Here is a 17,854-nt window from a genome sequence, read left to right as displayed (position 1 = left end):
CGCGTCGGCACCCCGCGACCCCGCTCACGCCGGCTCCGGGACCGGCGCCTCGCTCTCCTTGAGCCAGTCCACAAGCCCACAAACAGCGTCCTTGCACGAGCCGCAGCCAGTCGTCGCCCGGGTCTCGCGCACCACACCCTCGACCGTGTGGGTGCCCGCGGCGCACGAGCCCGCGATATCGCCCTTGGTCACGCCGTTGCAGCGGCAGACCACTGCATCCTCCGGCATGTGCTCGGGGGACGACGCCGGAGCCGCCGCCGGCATCACCGGCGTCAGCAGCAGGAACGCGGGGTCCAGCGGCACGGGCGTGCGGCGGGTGTAGGCGGCGGTGAGGTCCGCGGCGACCCGAGGGTCGCCCACGCAGGTGGCGCCCACCAGCATGCCGTCGGACACCACTACCTCGATGTACCGGCCCGCTCTGGGGTCGGCCAGCCGGATCGCGCGCTGCGTCACGCCGTCCGGGCGCGACGGCCCGCAGACCCCCATCGTGGTGACGCTGAGCGGGCCGCCCTTGACCTTCACGACGTCGGTCCCGCGCGTGTCGATGCCCTGGTCCGACTGCGCGCGGCTCGTGGCACCGCTCGTCAACAGCGCGCCCAGGCGCACGGCCAGGCTGGGCTGGGTGTCGTCGTGCGGCAGGCGCAGGTGGGGCCCGGCCCCGGAGGAGACCGGCCGGACCTCGGGCTCACCCAGTGCGGAGGCAGGCTCGACCAGCGAGACCAGGTGTTCCGCCAGGCGACGCGCCTGATCCCAGCCCTCGGCGACGAGCCCGCGCGAGCCGTTCGGCGGCTGCGCACAGTCGCCGATCGCGTGCACCCGCGGGTCGTCGGGGCTGGCGAGGTTGTACCCGACAACGATGCCGCGGTCCGTCGTCAGCCCCGCCGCCGCGGCGAGCCCGGTCTCCGGGATCGTGCCGACGGAGAAGACGATCAGGCGTGCGGCGACCACCTGGTCACACTGTCCTGAGCTCGACGAAGGGCCGCCCGGCCCGGCGTCGGCCCGGACGCGGATGCCCACGGCACGGCCGCCCGCCACGAGCACCTCGCTGGACAGGCTGCTCGGCAGCACGGTGACGCCCTGCCCCTCCAGGCCCGCCCGGACGACGTCGGCGGCCTCCGGGTCGAGCTGGCGCTCCATGAGCGAGGCCGCGTTGTGGATCAGCGTCACGTTCAGGCCCCGGCCCGCGAGCCCGACGGCGGCCTCCAGCCCCAGCACCCCGCCGCCCACCACCACGGCCCGCGGGGAGTTCACGGTGGCGGCCACTATCTCGCGGGCGTCGTCGAGCGTCCGCAGCGCGTGTACCCCGGCCGGCAGGCCGCCGTCGGGCGTGCGCAGGCCGGAGATCGGCGGGATGCGTGCGGCCGCACCGGTGGCGAGCACCACGTGGTCGTACGGGTGCGCGCTGCCGTCGTCGGCGAGCACCACCCGCGACTGCCGGTCGATCGACGCCGCGGTGACGCCCCGGCGCACGGTGACGCGGGCGCCGTCGGGCAGGGGCATGGTGATGGCGGCGACGTCGGTGCGCCCGGCCACCACGTCGCTGAGCAGCACCCGGTTGTACGGCTCGTAGGGCTCGCTGCCGAGCACCGTGATGTCGAACGCCTCGGGCTCGCGGCGCAGCAGCTCGTCGACGAGCCGCGAGCCGACCATCCCGAAGCCCACCACCACGACCCTCAGCGGAACACGCAGGTTCATGTCGAAAGCTCCTTCTGCGGTACTGGCACGGCCAGCGGCACGGGCACTGGCTGCAGGGCCGACGCCAGCGGCTCGGCCTCCGCGGGGACCACCGAGACGTCCACGGCGCAGACCTTGAACTCCGGCATCCCGGAGATCGGGTCGGTGGCGTCCGTCGTCACCTGGTTGACCGACCCGATGCCGCTCCAGTGGAACGGCATGAAGACGGTGTCGGGGCGGACGGCGTCGGTCCAGCGCGCCGTCGCCTCGACCCGGCCACGAGAACTGGTGAGGCGCACGCGGGCGCCGTCGGGCACTCCGATGCGGGAGCCCAGCACCGGGTGCAGCTCGACGTACGGCTCGGCGACGAGGCGCTCCAGCTCCGCGACGCGGTGCGTCTGCGCGCCCGACTGGTAGTGCTGCAGCACCCGGCCCGTGACCAGGTAGAACGGCGCCCCGGGCCGCACGTCGTCGCTCGGGCCCGAGTGGTCGACGGCGATCAAACGCGCCCGCCCGTCCGGCGTCGGGAAGCGATCGAGGAACAGCCGCGGTGTGCCCGCGTGCCCCGGAAGAGCCGGGACCGGCCAGAACAGGCCCGGGCCGCCGACCGCCTCGTCGGCGTCGAGCCGGGCGTGCGAAAGTCCGGAGTAGTCGGCGGGGCCGCCCGCGGAGGCGCGAGCCAGCTCGTCGAACACCACCGCGGGTTCGGTCGGAAAGGCGAGCGCCGATGGCGCGCCGAGGCGGCGCGCCAGCTCGGCGAAGATCCACAGCTCGGAGCGCGCCTCGCCCGGGGGTGCCACAACTGCCCGACGGCGGATGACGCGCCCCTCGAGCGACGTCATGGTGCCCTCCTCCTCGGCCCACTGGGTCACGGGGAGCACGACGTCGGCCAGGAGCGCCGTCTCGCTCGGGACGAAGTCGCAGACCACCAGGAGATCCAGGCTCTTCAGCCGGTCGATCACCCGGCCCGCGTTGGGGGCGCTGACCACGAGGTTGGAGCCGTGCACCATCAGCGCCCGTGGCCCGCCGGGCGTGCCCAGCGACTTCAGCAGCTGCACCGCCGGCAGCCCCGGTCCGGGCAGCGTCTCCGGGTCCACGCCCCATACGCCGGCGACGTGCTCGCGCGCGGCCGGGTCGTCGATCTTGCGGTAGCCGGGGAGCTGGTCGGCCTTCTGTCCGTGCTCGCGGCCGCCCTGCCCGTTGCCCTGCCCGGTGATCGCGCCGTACCCCGACCCGACCCGGCCCGGCAGCCCGAGCGCGAGCGCGAGGTTGATCGACGCGGTAACGGTGGCGGTGCCCTGCGTGGACTGCTCGACGCCGCGGCCGGTCAGCACGTACGCGCCCGCGCCCCCGTGCACCGGCGCGGCGGCGGCCAGCAGCCGGGCCACGCGCCGCAGGTCGTCGGCGGGCACACCCGAGACGGCCTCGACGCGCTCCGGCCACCAGGCGGCGACCGAGCGAGCGACGTCGTCGAACCCGGTGGTGCGTGCCTCGAGATACTCCCGGTCCGCGAGCTGCTCCGCGAGCACAACGTGCAGCAGCCCCAGCAGGACCGCGAGGTCCGTGCCGGGCACCGGGGCGAGGTGCACACCTTCGGCGGGCCGCCCCGAGCCGGGGTCTTCGGCCAGCCGGGCGGTCGCGGAACGTCGCGGGTCGACAACGACGAGCCCGCCCGCTGCCCGGGCCCCCGCAAGGTGCTGCACGGCCGGCGGCATGGTCTCGGCGAGGTTGGAGCCGAGGAGCAGCACGGCCTGCGCCCCGCCGACGTCGGACAGCGGGAACGGCAGGCCCCGGTCGACGCCGAACGACCGGTTCATCCCGGCCGCCGCGGACGCCATGCAGAACCGCCCGTTGTAGTCGATGTTCGGGGTGCGCAGCACGGTCCGCGCGAACTTGCCGAGCGCGTACGCCTTCTCGTTGGTCAGCCCGCCGCCCCCGAACACGGCCACCGCCCCCGGCCCGTGCTCGGCGGCCAGGGCGGCGAGCCGGGACGCGACCAGGTCGAGCGCCGCGTCCCAGCTCGCCGGCTCGAGCTCGCCGGACTCGCCCCGGATCAGCGGGGTGACGAGCCGGTCGGCCACCCCGAGCACCGCCGCCGACGTCCACCCCTTCTGGCACAGCCCGCCCCGGTTGGTGGGGAAGTCGCGGGGCTGGACCACCGGCGCGCTCGCACCACTGCCGCCGTCGGCCCGGGGGCGGGTCAGCGACATCCCGCACTGCAGCGCGCAGTAGGGACAGTGCGAGTCGACGCTGGTTCCGGGGGCAGCGAGCATCTTCAGACCCGCGCCTGGGCCATGGCGCCGCGCCCGTAGACCAGCCAGGTGACAAGGGCCATCACGGCGTACACCCCGATGAACAGCCACAGTGCGGGCACGAGCGACCCGGCCAGCGTGGTGGACAGCGCGAACCCGCGCGGGATAAGGAATCCGCCGAACGCGCCGATCGCCCCGGCGATGCCGATGCACCCGGCGGCGGCCTTCGCCGTCGCACCGCTCGCGCGGAAGACCGCCGGGATCATCCGGTAGACAGAACCGTTACCCATGCCGGTCGCGACGAACAGGACGAGGAACGAGCCGAAGAAAAGCGCGAAGCTGCCCGTCCCGAGGGCGTAGATCGCGCCCATTGCGCCGAGCGCCATGACGGCGAAGGACCCGACGGTCACGACCATGCCGCCGACCCGGTCGGAGAGGATGCCGCCGAACGGGCGGGCGATCGACCCGACGAGGGCCCCCATGAAAGCGAGCGGGATGGCGACCTCCGGGAACTGGGAGGCAAGAAGCGTCGGGAAGGCACCCGCGTAGCCGATGAACGACCCGAACGTACCGATGTAGATGAAGCTGATGATCCACGTGTGCTTGTCGTGTATCGCCACACCGAACGAGCGCGGGTCCGCCTTGGCCGTGGCGAGATTGTCCATCCAGCGCCAGGCGAGGAACGCGGCGAGCAGGATGAACGGGATGAAGATCAGGCCCGCCCGGCCGAGCGACACACCCGCGCCCGTCACGATTACGAGCGGCACCACGAGCTGCACCACCGCCGTGCCGAGGTTGCCGCCAGCGGCGTTCAGGCCCAGGGCCGCGCCCTTCTCCTTCACCGGGAAGAAGAACGAGATGTTCGCCATCGACGAGGCGAAGTTGCCGCCGCCCAGGCCCGCGAGCGATGCCACGGCCAGCAGCACGGGGAACGGCGTGGTCGGGTCGCCGACGGCGAGGATCAGCGCGCCCGTGGGCAGCAGCAGGAGCAGCGCGGATGCGATGGTCCAGTTGCGGCCGCCGAACACCGGGACCGCGAACGTGTAGGGGATGCGGAGGGTAGCGCCGACGAGGATCGGCACCGAGACGAGCCAGAACATCTGGTCGACGGTCAGGTCGAAGCCCGCGGCGGGCAGCTGCGGCACGACGATCGACCACACGGCCCAGACGGCGAACCCGAGGAACTCCGCGAAGATCGAGAACACGAGGTTGCGCCGGGCGGTCCGGCGTCCGCCGTCCTCCCAGAGGGTCTTGTCCTCGGGGTCCCAGTGCTCGATCCACCGTCCGGTGTGGCGCTGGATGGCGGAGGCCGGTGCGGCTGCGGGCTTGCTCGTCACCGGGGTCTGGTCGTCGTGGGTTGTCGGAGTGGACATGGCGTCCTCCCTGCATGGGCGTATGCCCGACGACGCCGGGCGCGCCCGGACCGACAGGTGCCGGATCCGGGGCCGGCCCGACGTCGGACCGACGTGTCAGAACCTATGGAGACGGTGTTTCATCGCCCTGCAAAGCGCAGTTAATCGACCGTAAGGAAGAACGCACAGGGTACTGGTCTCCCGTGTGAGGCGTTTCGGGCGCATGCATCAACCGCTGACGGCCCAACCTCCGCCGAGGCGTCACAGGGCCGGGGTGAGGATCTCCACTCGGTTGCCTGCGCCGTCGAACGCATGGAAGCGCTCGTAGCCGTCAAAGGTGTGCCGGTCCTTCCACGAGATCTCGAACCCGAGCTCTTCGAGCCGGGCGCCGGCGGCCTCGAGCTGCGCCACGTCGTCGGTCACGAGGGCCGGGTGCGCCTTGCGGGCGGGAGTGAACGGGTCCTCGACGCCGACATGGATCTCGGCGATGGTGCGTCCGTCCTGGTCGAAGTCGCGGAACCAGCAGCCGCCCCGGGCCGCGAGCGCTTCGGGCTTAGGGACCTCGGTCAGACCGAGGCCCTCCCCGTAGAAGCGGCGGGCGGCAGCCTCGCCGTCGGGCGGGCAGGCAACCTGGATGTGATGGAGGCGCATGCCGCGATCATGGCCGCTCACACGACCAGCAGACAAGTTGTGCGGCAGCCGAAACCTTTGCTGGCCCCGCACTGGCCTAGGGTCGGACCCATGGAGCCGCACGCGCGCAGCGTCATCGAGCACATCGAGCGTGTGCTCGCCCTGGTCGCGCCGCTGCCCGCCGCTTCGCTGGATCTCGAGTCCGCGCTCGGCTCGATCCTCGCCGAGGATCTGTACGCCTCCGTGTCCGTCCCGCCGTTCGACAGCGCCGCGATGGACGGTTACGCCGTGCGGCTGGCAGATCTTCCGCCCGACGGCGGCCAGGTGACCCTCCACGTGACGGGAGACGTCGCCGCGGGACCTGGTGACACGACGGCGGTCGAACCGGGGCAGGCCGTCCGGATCATGACCGGCGCTCCGCTCCCGCCCGGGGCGGACGCCGTGATCCCCGTGGAACACACCTCGACCGGACGGTTTGTCGCCGGTGCACCCCGGGAGGAGCAGACGGTCGCGCTCGCCCGGCGGCCCCGGCCGCACGTCCGCGGCGCAGGGGAGGACGTTCGCAGCGGGGAGCTCCTGGCGCGTGCCGGGTCCGAGGTGACGGCGGCCCTGGTGGGTGCGTTGGCGGCGTCGGGCGCGGTGCGGGTTCCGGTCCGACGCCGCCCGCTGGTCGTCGTGATCTCCACCGGGGCGGAGCTGGTGCCGGTCGGCGAGCCGCTCGGACCAGGGCAGATCACCGACTCCAACGGACCGATGCTCGCAGCGGCGGCCCGCGCGGCGGGAGCCGACGTCGTCCGGCTGGGGCCGGTGCCCGACGACCCGGCGGCGCTCCGTGCGGCGCTGGATGCGGCTGCGCGCGGCGGGCCTGGGGTCGGGTCGGGGGCCGGATCGAGGGCCGGGGCGGACCTGATCGTGACTGCCGGTGGTGTGTCGGCCGGGGCCGCGGACGTGGTGCGGGAGGTCCTGGCGCCGCCGTCTCCCGCCACCGACGGCGCCGGCGTGACCGACGTCGACGTCGCCACCGTCGCCATGTCCCCCGGCAAGCCACAGGCGCTGGCCCGCTGGCACGGTGTGCCATGGCTCGCACTGCCGGGAAACCCGGTGGGGGCGTACGCGTCGTTCGAGCTGTTCGCCCGCCCCGCCATCGGCCGACTTCGCGGGCTTGACCTCGCGGGGAAGCACCACCTCTCCGAGATCGGTTGCTCTGCGTCGACATCGTCCACGCGGAGCAACACACCTCCCGCAGTACTAATTTCTGCCGCCGTCGGTTGGTCCGGTTCGCCCGGCAGGCTCCTCGTCGTCCCAGTCCGACTCGTCCCGCTGCCCGACGGCGGCGCGGCCCACAGCAGCGACGCGAGCGCCGTCGGCGTCAAGCCTGTCGGCTCACGGCACTCCCTGTCGGCCCTAGCCACCGCCGATGGCCTGGCCCTGGTGCCGTCCGACATCGAGAAGGTGCATGCCGGGGACCTGGTCCAGGTGCTGATGCTGCGATGACCACCCGGGCGCCCGAGATCACGTACGACGCCGTGGTGCTGGCCGGCGGCCGGGCCGCTCGGCTGGACGGCACGTCCAAGGCGGGCCTCGTCGTTGGCGGCGCGCGGTTGCTCGACCGGGCGCTCACGGCAAGCACCCGGGCCCGCCGGGCAGTGGTCGTAGGCCCGCCGGAGCTGGCGGGGGCACTCCCGGATCCGACGCCGGGCCATACCGGCCCGGCGCCTGGTCTCACCAGGGAGGATCCGCCGTTCGGCGGGCCGGTCGCGGGCCTGGCCGCCGGGCTACGCGCCCTGCCGGACCCGAGCGCACCGTGGGTGCTGCTCCTCGCAGTGGACGTGCCGCGCGCGGCCGGGGCGGTCGCGCTCCTGGAGCGGGCTGCGCTCGAGCGGGCAGCTGCGCGTGAACCGGTGGACGGCGCCTACCTGGTGCGCGACGGCCGGGCCCAGTGGCTGGTCGGGCTGTACCGCCGGGCGGCCCTCGATGCCGCCCTCGACGGGATCGAGACAGACGGGGCGCCGATGAAGCGCCTGGTCGGCGCGCTCCGCTGCATCGAGGTCCCGGACCCGGCAGGCTGGAGCGACGACATCGACACCCCGGCCGACGCGACCCGCCTCGGCGCACGTATCCCCGGCCGAAGCCGCTGACCAGCACCGCCGATCCGGACTACCAACCGGCGAGGATCCCGAAAGGACACAAGATGGCAGACCTCGACAGCTGGGTGGAGGCCCTGGAGGCCGAGCTCGGCCTCCCCCCGGGAACGATCGACGTCGGAGCGGTTCTCGACCTCGCCCGGGACGCCGCGCACGCCGTCGCCCGGCCGGCCGCGCCGGTCACCACGTATGCGGTCGGCTACGCGGCGGGCCTTGCCGCGGCGCAGGACGGCGCCGCGGCAGCGAGCGGCGGACCGGACGCCGCAGAGGAGGCCGCGGACAAGGCGACCGCCCTCGCGGCCCGGTGGGTCACCGACTGACCGACTGTCGGTGAGCCAGCCTAGGGTGTGGCGCATGGACGGCAACAGGCTCGAGTTCGCGGTGATCCCGACGGCGATCGGTGAGTGCGCGCTCGTCTGGAACGAGCACGCGGAGATCGTCGGTTCGGCGCTGCCCCACGGCGGCGCGGACCAAGTGCGGGGCGCCGTGCGCGGCTGGTACCCGGGCGCCGTCGAGGCGTCGCCGGCACCGGTGGAGCCGGCGGTCGCCGCGTTGACGCGTCTGCTCGCCGACGGCGTCGGCGATCTGGCCGAGATCCCGTTGAACATGAGCGCCGTCCCCGATTTCGACCGCCGCGTGTACGAGGTGGTACGGGCGATCCCGCCGGGCGAGACGCTCACGTACGGCGAGGTCGCGGCCGAGCTGGGTAAGCCAGGTGCGGCCCAGGCCGTGGGCCAGGCGATGGGCCGCAACCCGTTCCCGCCGATCGTGCCGTGCCACCGCGTACTTGCGGCGGGCCGCCGCCCCGGCGGGTTCTCGGCCCGCGGTGGGACGCGCACCAAGCTGCACATGCTCAAGACCGAGGGGGTCTACCTGGAGCAGCCCACGCTGTTCGACCTGTGAGCCGCGCGAGTTCGAGCATCATGCGTTTCGTCTGACAGGCAACGTTGTGGTGCAACGTTCTGGTACCTGCGCACGTCTAAGACACGTCTTCCCACACCGGGGTAGACGCACACCTTGAGGAGCACATCTCTCCATGCGCACGAGATTCGTCCTTCGTTCGTCAGCGGTCACAGGCGCGCTGGCGCTGGTGCTCGCCGGTGCCATCGCGGCAAGCCCGGTCGGCGCCGCCACCCCGGAGTCGAAGCAAGTTCCGCCGAGGGTGCCGACGTCGGTCGGGTACGGCGGTGCAGTCAGCTCCCTCGACCCGGTCGTCTCAGAAGTGGGCCTGAAGGTGCTGCGGCAGGGCGGCAACGCCACCGACGCCGCGGTCGCGATGGCGGCGGCGATCGGGGTGACCGACCCGTACAGCGCGGGAATCGGTGGCGGCGGGTTCTTTGTGCACTACGACGCCGCGACCGGCCAGGTCGAGACCATCGACGGGCGCGAGACCGCGCCGGCCGCGATGGAGCACGATGCGTTCATCGACCCTGGGACCGGAAGTCCGTACCCGTTCTTCCCGGATCTCGTCACCGGCGGCGTCAGCGTCGGCGTCCCGGGAACGCCTGCCACGTGGGAGCGTGCGCTGGAGCTGTGGGGCACGACGTCGCTGCGCGAGGCGCTGCGCCCGGCGACGGCCGTGGCGGAGCAGGGCTTCGTCGTCGACCAGCTCTTCCACGACCAGACCGTGGAGAACCAGGCGCGCTTCGAGGCACTGACCTCCACGAGCGAGCTGTTCCTGCCGGGCGGTGCGGCCCCCGAGGTCGGGTCGGTGTTCCGTAACCCGGACCTCGCCGCGACCTACCGGACGCTCGCGCGCGGCGGCGCGGATGCGTTCTACGAGGGCGCGCTCGCGCAGGAGGTCGTGAACGCGGTGCAGGCGCCGCCCGTCGCAGACGGGACCGAGCTTCCGGTGCCGGTCGGCTCGATGACCACCGAGGACCTGGCATCGTACGAGGTAGTAGACCGGGACCCGACCGTCTTCTCGTACCGCGGGTACGACATCTACGGGATGGCGCCGCCGGCGTCGGGCGGGACCACCGTGGGCGAGGCGCTGAACATCCTGGAGCAGTTCGATCTGGCGTCTCTGGATGATCCTGCCGTGCTGCACCACACCATCGAGGCGAGCGCTCTGGCGTTCGCGGATCGGGCCGCCTATCTGGGCGACGGCGACTTCGTCGACGTGCCGGTGGACGGTCTGCTGGACGACACGTTCGCCCAGGAGCGGGCGTGCCTGCTCAACCCGCAGGCTGCGGCCACCAAGCCGGTGGCCGCCGGTGACGCCAGGTCGTACGACGGCGCATGCGGCGCGCCCGCAGCGCCAGGCACCGAACCCGAGGACACCGAGAGCACATCGACCACGAACCTGACTGCGGCCGACCGGTGGGGCAACGTGGTCGAGTACACGCTGACGATCGAGCAGATCGGCGGCTCGGGGATCGTGGTGCCCGGTCGCGGGTTCCTGCTGAACAACGAGCTCACTGACTTCAGCATCGTGTACAACGCCAACGACCCCAACCGGATCGAGGCGGGCAAGCGCCCGCGCTCGTCCATGGCACCGACGATCGTGCTCGCCGACGGAAGTCCGGTGCTCGCTCTCGGGTCCCCGGGCGGTTCGAACATCATCTCGACGGTCACACAGATGCTGAGCAATCGGATCGACCGAGGGATGACGATCCAGGAGGCGATCGCCGCACCGCGGATGGCGCCGCAGAACTCGGCGAACACACCCGCGGAGCCGGCCTTCATCAACACCTACGGCTCGGCGCTGGCCGGTTACGGGCACACGCTCACGCCGGTCGCCACGGGGAGGGTGATCGGCTCGGCGACCGCTATCGAGATCGGCCCGGACGGCCTCTTCACCGCCGTGGCAGAGCCGACACGAAACGGTGGCGGATCGGCCCGCGTGGTGTGGCCGGCCGGGTCCTGACCTGAGTCGGGCGGTCGGTGCGTCGAAAACGCGCCGACCGCTCGCTTCGTCACAGGTCTGTGACGTCCACAACCACCGGACGCTCATATCTCATATGTGAGTTACAGTCGTCCCCGTGACTATCGCTAGCACCGAACGACCGCTGACCGGCTCGATCCCCGCGGTGGATGCCGCACAGGTAGGATCCCTGGTCCGCGGCGCCCGTCAACACCGGGGCCTCACCCAAGCACAGCTCGCCGAGCGGTTGAGCACGAGCCAGAGCGCCGTGCACCGAATCGAGCAGGGCGCACAGAATCTCAGTCTTGAGATGATCGGCCGTATCAGCGCCGCTCTCGACTCCGAGCTGATCACCGTCGGCGCGGCCAAGCGCACCCATCTTCGCATCGAGGGCGGTCACCAGCTGTCCGGCACGATCGCGGTGAACTCGTCCAAGAACGGCGCCGTGGCGCTGCTGTGCGCGTCGCTCCTCAACCACGGCCGCACGGTGCTGCGCAACGTCGCCCGGATCGTCGAGGTGGACCGCATCCTGGACGTGCTGCGCTCCATCGGCGTGCGCGCTACGTGGGCGCCGAACGGGCGCGACCTCGAGATCATCCGCCCCGAGTCGCTGGACCTGGCGTCCATCAACGTCGACGCCGCGGTGCGGACCCGTTCGATCATCATGTTCTTCGGCCCGCTGCTCGGCCGCGAGCCGAACTTTGAGCTCCCGTACGCCGGCGGCTGTGACCTCGGCACGCGCACCGTCGAGCCGCACATGATCGCGCTGCGCCCGTTCGGGCTCGACGTCGTCGCGACCGCGGGCCACTACCAGGCGACGGTCACGCCGGGCACCGGCGACCTGTCCATAGTGCTCACCGAGCGCGGCGACACCGTCACCGAGAACGCGCTGATGGCGGCCGCCGGACGCGACGCCGTGACCACCATCCGCAACGCCAGCCCCAACTACATGGTCCAGGACCTGTGCTTCTACCTGGAGCTGCTGGGTGTGCGGATCGAGGGCATCGGCACCACCACGCTGCGTGTGCACGGGCGCACCAGGTTCGAGACGGACGTCGAGTACACGGTCTCCGAGGACCCGGTAGAGGCGATGAGCCTGCTGACCGCTGGCATCGTGACAGGGTCCGAGATCACCGTCTCGCGCGTGCCGATCGAGTTCATGGAGATCGAGCTCGCCACCCTCGCCGAGATGGGCCAGAAGTACACGCTCAGCCCGGAGTACCTGGCGCGCAACGGCCGCACCCGGCTGGTCGACGTCACGGTCCAGCCGAGCGATCTGCGCGCCCCGATCGACAAGATCCACCCGATGCCGTTCCCCGGGCTGAACATCGACAACCTGCCGTTCTTCGCCGTCATCGCGGCGCGCGCGACCGGCAGCACGCTCATCCACGACTGGGTCTACGAGAACCGGGCCATCCACCTCACCGACCTGACCCGCCTCGGCGCGGACGTGCGGCTCATGGACGCCCACCGCCTCCAGGTCAACGGCCCCACGCGCTGGCGCGGCGCCGAGGTGAGCTGCCCGCCTGCGCTGCGCCCCGCCGTCGTCATCCTCCTCGGGATGCTCGCGTCCACTGGCACGTCGGTGCTGCGCGACGTCGACATCATCGCCCGCGGTTACGAGCAGCTCGCCGAGCGCCTCATCGAGCTCGGCGCGCGGATCGAGACGTTCCGCGACTGACCGGGCCGGGCGCCGGGCCACTGGCCTGGCGCCCGACCGCTTGACCGTTCGACCGCTGACCGGAGCGACCCCTGCGGGTCGCTTCGGTCAGCTCACGATCCGGTCAGCTCGCTCCGGGCACCTTGACGTCCTTGTCGCACGCCTCGGCAGGGGCGACCGCATCCGCCTCGCTCCAGACCGTGATGCCGCAGTCACCCTCGGGAGACGGCAAGATCTCCGCGGACGCCGCGACCGTGGCAGGCGTGCCGAACGCCGCGAACAGCATCCCGACCGCTATGGCTCGTGCAACAAGGGAGTGCTTCATCGTGTCCTCCAGCGGGGACCGTTCGAACAGTGTGACGTCGCGAACTTACCCGCCCTCAGGCGCACGATTCAGGCATTTCGGGGGTGAACTATTCGGGCGTGAGTAATTCCCTACCGGTCATTGCTGGAGAGCCTGCCCCCAGTCCGGAGGGATGCCCCGGGTGCGAGACTGTCCAGCGTGCCCGACGTCTCCACCCACCCCCTCCTCGACGTGCTCCTCGCCGGTGGCGCGCGCGCCGAGCGGGTTACGGCATCGCGCGTCCTCCCTGCGCGCGCAGCCGAGCACGCTGACTGGCCGGGCTGGGCGGACGCGACGGTGGTGCAGGGGTACCGGAAGCTCGGCGTCGACCGGCCGTGGACGCACCAGACGGTGGCCGCCGACCTCGTTCACCAGGGCCGGCACACCGCCCTGGCCACGTCGACCGGATCGGGCAAGTCGCTCGCGTTCTGGCTGCCCGCACTCTCCGCGGTCCGGACGGCCGCGGCAGCGGCCACGCTCGACCCGGGCAACATCGAGTCGGCGCACGTCCGGCCCACGACCATCTACCTCAGCCCCACCAAGGCGCTGGCCGCCGACCAGCTCAGCGCGCTCGAACGGGTCCTTGACGCGGCCGGCACTCGCGACGTCCGTGTGGCGACGTGCGACGGCGACACCTCGCGCGAGGAGCGCTCCTGGGTTCAGGACCACGCCGACGTCGTGCTCACCAACCCCGACTTTCTGCACTACGCCCTGCTGCCGAACCATCGCCGCTGGTCACGGCTGCTGAAGGGGCTGCGCTACGTCGTCGTCGACGAGGGGCACGCCTACCGCGGCGTGTTCGGCGCGCACGTCTCGCTGGTGCTGCGGCGCCTCGCGCGCCTCGCGGCGCGGTACGGGGATGGTTCGCCCACGTTCGTCGTCGCCTCGGCGACGACGGCGGAGCCCGCGATCAGCGCGGCCCGCCTCATCGGCGTCGCGCCCGACGACGTCGTCGCCGTCACCGAGGACGCCTCACCCTCGGGGCGGCGCACGGTAGTGCTCTGGCAACCCCCGGAGATCACATCCTGGCGCCCCCCTGCTGACGGGACCGCTGAGGTCGGTAGTTCGCATCGAGATCGGTCCAGCGCTCAGCCGATCTCGATGCAACGTGCCGACCTCTCGGAACCCGATCCTTGGGCGCTGCCCGGGACCGAGGCAGAGCCCGTCGCCGCTGAGACCCCGCCGGAGCATCCGCGCAGGTCGGCGACCGCCGAGGTCGCCGACCTGCTCGCCGACCTGGCCGCGGCCGGGGCACGCAGCCTCGCGTTCACCCGGTCCCGGCGAGGTGCCGAGTCGGTGGCGCAGCAGGCCCGCGACCGGCTGCGCCACGCCCCCGACGCTGCCGGCAGGATCGCGGCCTATCGCGGTGGTTATCTCCCGGAGGAGCGACGAGAGCTGGAGCAGGCGCTCCGCACGGGCGCCCTGCTCGGCCTGGCGACGACCAACGCGCTGGAGCTCGGCGTGGACATCTCCGGTCTGGACGCGGTGCTTATCGCCGGGTGGCCGGGCACGCGCATGTCGCTGTGGCAGCAGGCGGGCCGTGCCGGGCGCGCGGGCGCGGACGGCCTGGTCGCGTTCGTCGCGCGCGAGGATCCGCTCGACACCTATCTCGTGACCCACCCCGAGGCCGTGTTCGACGCGCCACTCGAAGCCACGGTGTTCGACCCCGCGAACCCGCACGTGCTGGCGCCGCACCTGTGCGCCGCGGCCCAGGAGGCACCGCTGCGGTCCGAGGACCTCTCGGCGTTCGGCGACCCCGCTCACGTGCGCGGCATCCTGGAGGTGCTGGTCGCGCGGGGGGCGCTCCGGCGTCGGGCATCCGGGTGGTACTGGACCCACCACCAGGGTGCCGCGGGCCTCACCGACCTGCGCGGGGCGGGCGGTTCTCCCGTGCGAGTGGTGGAGCAGAGCACCGGGCGGATGCTCGGAACGGTCGACGCGGGCTCGGCGGACGGGCAGGTGCACGACGGCGCCGTCTACGTGCACCAGGGCACCACCTACGTGGTGACACACCTCGACCTGGCCGACCACACCGCCGTCGTGCAGCGGAGGCGGCTCGACTACGGGACCTGGTCGCGCTCGGTCATGTCGGTGGCTATCGAGGGCTGGGACGGCGAGGAGGCCGGCGGCGGCGCCGACGCCGAGGACGGGCCAGGCCGCGACCTGGTCACCCGGGAATGGGGACCGGTCACGTGGGGGCTCGGGCCGGTCGAGGTGACGTCGCAGGTGGTGAGCTTCCAGCGGCGTCGTGTGCCGGACATGCAGGTGCTGGGGACGGAGCAGCTAGAGCTGCCGGAGCACACGCTCGGTACCGTCGCGGTCTGGTGGTCGGTGCCCGAGTTTGTGCTGCGAGCGGCCGACATCTCCCCTGAGCAGACGCCGGGCGCCCTGCATGCCGCCGAGCACGCGTCGATCGGGTTGCTGCCTCTGCTCGCTACCTGCGACCGCTGGGACCTCGGCGGCGTGTCGACCGAGCTGCACCCCGACACCGGCGAGGCAACGGTGTTCGTCTACGACGCCTACCCCGGGGGTGCGGGCTTCGCGGAGCGGGCCTACGACCTGGGCGCGACGTGGCTCCGGGCCACCCGCGACGCGATCGCGTCCTGCCCCTGCACCGACGGGTGCCCGGCGTGCGTGCAGTCGCCGAAGTGCGGCTCGTACAACGCGCCGCTCGACAAGGCAGCGGCCGTGCGGCTCCTGGACGCCGTGCTGTCGCACGACCCCCAGGACGCCACACGACTCACGGTCGCCTCGTAGCCCTACTCGCCCAGCCGCTTGAACGGGCTCGTCGAGAACACAACCTCGACCGCGACGTCGAAGTACGCAGCGATCCGCAGCGCGACGTACAGCGACGGGCTGTACTCGCCCCGCTCGAGGTATCCGACAGTCTGGTAGTGCACCCCAAGTGCCTCCGCCAGCTCCCGCCGCGAGATGCCGCGCTCCGCCCGCAGCATCGCTATGCGGTTGTGGACGACGTCGGACTGCTCTGTCACCACTCAGTACCCCTTGGCCATGTAACGCTCCCGCGCCGCCGCCACCGTGGAGCCCGACTCCCGTCGAGCCATCCTGCGGAGCACGATCGGCGCCAGCACCATACCCACCACTGCCCAGATGCCGAGCACCCCGAACATCTCGAGGGTGCGCCACGACTCGCCGATCTCCGCGGTCACCATCTCCTGCGGGAGCATCGCCGACCGAGCGCCAAGTCCCAACCAGTAGTACGGGAACACCTGGCCAACCCACTGCAGCCACTCGGGGAGCGCCGTGATCGGGTAGAAGATCCCCGACGGCACGATGAGGAGCATCGACCCCAGGAACAACAGCCCGGTCTGCGACGCCCGCTTGAACAGCGACCCGAGCGCGACACTGATCGGGACGGTAGCGATCATCCCCACCAGGAAGATCAGCACCAGAAGCAGCCAGGTGCGGGCGTCCAGCCGCAGGTCACCCGCGACCGTGATACCGGGGATGACCATCACGAGCAGGCTCACGAACGTGGTCAGCGCGAACATCACAATCTTGCCGACGAGATAGCCGACCATCCCGTTGGGCGTCGCCTTCGCTCGCAGCAACGTCCCGTCCTCCCGGTCGACGGCGATCGTGCTGGCGGGCCCGGTCAGCCCGCCGAACGCGATGCTCATGCCGACGAGGCTCGGCAGCACCATGGCGCCCAGCGCGAAGTCCGTGCCGGGCACGGTGCTGCCCCGCATGAACAGCAGCACCACCGCGTAGATCACGGGGAACGCCAGGTTCCACATGAGATCGCCGGGATCCTTGATCGAATACTTCGTCTCGAGCCAGCCCCGGGAGAGCCCGGCACGCACAGCAGCCCATCGCGCGTCCGACTGCGTGGTCGTGGTCATGACTGCACCTCCTCGGTCGGCGCGGCCGGGCGTGTCGTCTCGGCCTGGTTCGTCTCGGCCTGGTTCGTCTTCGCCTGACCTGCCTCGGACTGGAACGCCTCGGCTTGGCTTGTCTCGGCTCGATGAACGAGCGACATGTAGGTGTCCTCGAGGCTGGCCCGCTTGACCTCGAGCTCCGTCACGCCGGGGTCACCCACCAGCAGCTGCCGGACGAACCCGGTCGGATCACCCTCCGTCACCGCGTGGACGTGCCGACGTCCCTCGGACGTCCAGCGCACCTCCGCCTGGGTGGTCAGCTCACGCGCCAGCTGGTCCGCAGAGCCGTTGGCGACGATCGTGCCCCCGTCGAGCACGAGGATCCGGTCGGCCAGCTTCTCGGCCTCGTCGAGGTCGTGCGTGGTGAGCAGGATCGTCGTGTTCTCAAAATCGGCCAGACGGTGCACCAGGTCGTGGAACTCCCGCCGAGCGTGCGGGTCGAAGCCCGCCGTCGGCTCGTCCAGGAACACGAGCTCCGGCCGCCCGACGATCCCGATCGCCACGTCCAGCCGCCGCCGCTGCCCGCCGGAGAGCGTCTGCACCTTGGCGTTCGCGTGCTCTGCCAGGCCCACGACCTTGATCAGCTCGTCCACGTCCCACGGCCGCGCGACCTCCGCGGTGGCGTACGGGGCGTAGAACCGGGCGAGGTAGCCCAGCAGGTCCCGCACAAGCCACCTGCCGTGGTCGCGCCACGACTGGAGCACAACGCCGAGCCGCGCACGCCACGCCTCGTCGCCGTGCGCCGGGTCCTGCCCGAGCACCGAGACCTCGCCGGCCGACCGCATGCGGAAGCCCTCGAGGATCTCGATGGTGGTGGTCTTGCCCGCGCCGTTAGGCCCGAGCAGGGCGAGCACCTCGCCCCGGTGCGCCGTGAACGACACCCCGGTGAGCACGTCCTTCGTTCCGTACCGCATCCGTAGGTCACGCACGTCGAGCGCTACATCGCTCGACGGCGGAGGCGCATGCTCAGCAGTCATCGCAGTCTCCTTATGATCAATAGCAGAGATACTACGACTCGTACTTGTCGCATGTCA

15 protein-coding genes are annotated in these 17,854 nt (G+C 71.9%); 7 read left to right on the top strand and 8 right to left on the bottom strand.

What is annotated here, in order from left to right; all coding sequences use genetic code 11:
* Positions 1-24 precede the first annotated feature (24 nt).
* From AB1046_RS18260 to AB1046_RS18245, 4 genes are all read right to left on the bottom strand, one after another.
* On the bottom strand, positions 25-1,695 hold the full coding sequence (locus AB1046_RS18260; RefSeq protein ID WP_369370711.1) for an FAD-dependent oxidoreductase: 1,671 nt from the start codon (positions 1,693-1,695) through the stop codon (positions 25-27).
* Complete coding sequence (locus AB1046_RS18255; RefSeq protein WP_369370710.1) at positions 1,692-3,947, bottom strand: molybdopterin oxidoreductase family protein; 2,256 nt, start codon at positions 3,945-3,947, stop codon at positions 1,692-1,694. Before AB1046_RS18255 ends, AB1046_RS18260 begins: the two co-directional genes overlap by 4 nt.
* 2 nt (positions 3,948-3,949) lie before the next feature.
* Positions 3,950-5,299: an MFS transporter gene (locus tag AB1046_RS18250; protein ID WP_369370709.1), complete on the bottom strand. Its 1,350-nt coding sequence runs from the start codon at positions 5,297-5,299 to the stop codon at positions 3,950-3,952.
* Between the two features lie 240 nt (positions 5,300-5,539).
* On the bottom strand, positions 5,540-5,929 hold the full coding sequence (locus AB1046_RS18245; protein WP_369370708.1) for a VOC family protein: 390 nt from the start codon (positions 5,927-5,929) through the stop codon (positions 5,540-5,542).
* Positions 5,930-6,019: 90 nt separating this feature from the next.
* Here AB1046_RS18245 and glp point away from each other — a divergent pair, with 90 nt between their 5' ends.
* From glp to AB1046_RS18215, 6 genes are all read left to right on the top strand, one after another.
* Entirely contained in the window at positions 6,020-7,402 is a 1,383-nt protein-coding gene (gene glp / locus AB1046_RS18240; RefSeq protein WP_369370707.1) for a gephyrin-like molybdotransferase Glp, read from the top strand.
* Positions 7,399-8,046 (top strand): molybdenum cofactor guanylyltransferase, encoded by a 648-nt coding sequence (locus AB1046_RS18235; RefSeq protein ID WP_369370706.1) that lies wholly within the window; start codon positions 7,399-7,401, stop codon positions 8,044-8,046. Before glp ends, AB1046_RS18235 begins: the two co-directional genes overlap by 4 nt.
* 53 nt (positions 8,047-8,099) lie before the next feature.
* Entirely contained in the window at positions 8,100-8,372 is a 273-nt protein-coding gene (locus AB1046_RS18230; protein WP_369370705.1) for a DUF6457 domain-containing protein, read from the top strand.
* 34 nt (positions 8,373-8,406) lie between these two features.
* Positions 8,407-8,955 carry a methylated-DNA--[protein]-cysteine S-methyltransferase gene (locus AB1046_RS18225; protein ID WP_369370704.1) on the top strand — a complete coding sequence of 183 codons (549 nt, stop codon included), beginning with the start codon at positions 8,407-8,409 and terminating at the stop codon, positions 8,953-8,955.
* A 133-nt stretch (positions 8,956-9,088) separates the two neighbouring features.
* Positions 9,089-10,921, top strand: coding sequence for a gamma-glutamyltransferase (gene ggt / locus AB1046_RS18220; RefSeq protein ID WP_369370703.1), 1,833 nt, complete (start codon positions 9,089-9,091; stop codon positions 10,919-10,921).
* A gap of 115 nt (positions 10,922-11,036) precedes the next feature.
* Positions 11,037-12,599 carry a UDP-N-acetylglucosamine 1-carboxyvinyltransferase gene (locus AB1046_RS18215; RefSeq protein ID WP_369370702.1) on the top strand — a complete coding sequence of 521 codons (1,563 nt, stop codon included), beginning with the start codon at positions 11,037-11,039 and terminating at the stop codon, positions 12,597-12,599.
* Between the two features lie 103 nt (positions 12,600-12,702).
* Here AB1046_RS18215 and AB1046_RS18210 read toward each other — a convergent pair whose 3' ends face one another.
* On the bottom strand, positions 12,703-12,903 hold the full coding sequence (locus AB1046_RS18210) for a hypothetical protein (protein WP_369370701.1): 201 nt from the start codon (positions 12,901-12,903) through the stop codon (positions 12,703-12,705).
* Between the two features lie 177 nt (positions 12,904-13,080).
* On the opposite strand from AB1046_RS18210, the gene AB1046_RS18205 reads away from it, so the two are divergent.
* Entirely contained in the window at positions 13,081-15,678 is a 2,598-nt protein-coding gene (locus tag AB1046_RS18205) for a DEAD/DEAH box helicase (RefSeq protein WP_369370700.1), read from the top strand.
* 2 nt (positions 15,679-15,680) lie between these two features.
* Here the strand turns inward: AB1046_RS18205 and AB1046_RS18200 are convergent, their stop codons facing one another.
* The 3 genes from AB1046_RS18200 to AB1046_RS18190 are packed head-to-tail and all read right to left on the bottom strand — an operon-like array spanning position 15,681 to position 17,797.
* Positions 15,681-15,914 (bottom strand): helix-turn-helix transcriptional regulator, encoded by a 234-nt coding sequence (locus AB1046_RS18200; RefSeq protein ID WP_369370699.1) that lies wholly within the window; start codon positions 15,912-15,914, stop codon positions 15,681-15,683.
* A 3-nt stretch (positions 15,915-15,917) separates the two neighbouring features.
* Complete coding sequence (locus tag AB1046_RS18195) at positions 15,918-16,784, bottom strand: ABC transporter permease (RefSeq protein WP_369370698.1); 867 nt, start codon at positions 16,782-16,784, stop codon at positions 15,918-15,920.
* Positions 16,781-17,797, bottom strand: coding sequence for an ABC transporter ATP-binding protein (locus AB1046_RS18190; RefSeq protein ID WP_369370697.1), 1,017 nt, complete (start codon positions 17,795-17,797; stop codon positions 16,781-16,783). The genes AB1046_RS18195 and AB1046_RS18190 overlap by 4 nt, the downstream gene beginning before the upstream one ends.
* Positions 17,798-17,854: the final 57 nt, after the last annotated feature.

Source organism: Promicromonospora sp. Populi, from assembly GCF_041081105.1.
In the GTDB taxonomy this organism is placed as follows: Bacteria; Actinomycetota; Actinomycetes; order Actinomycetales; family Cellulomonadaceae; genus Promicromonospora.
Note: the sequence above shows the minus strand (reverse complement) of the source record. Positions and strands in the feature narration are given on the sequence as shown.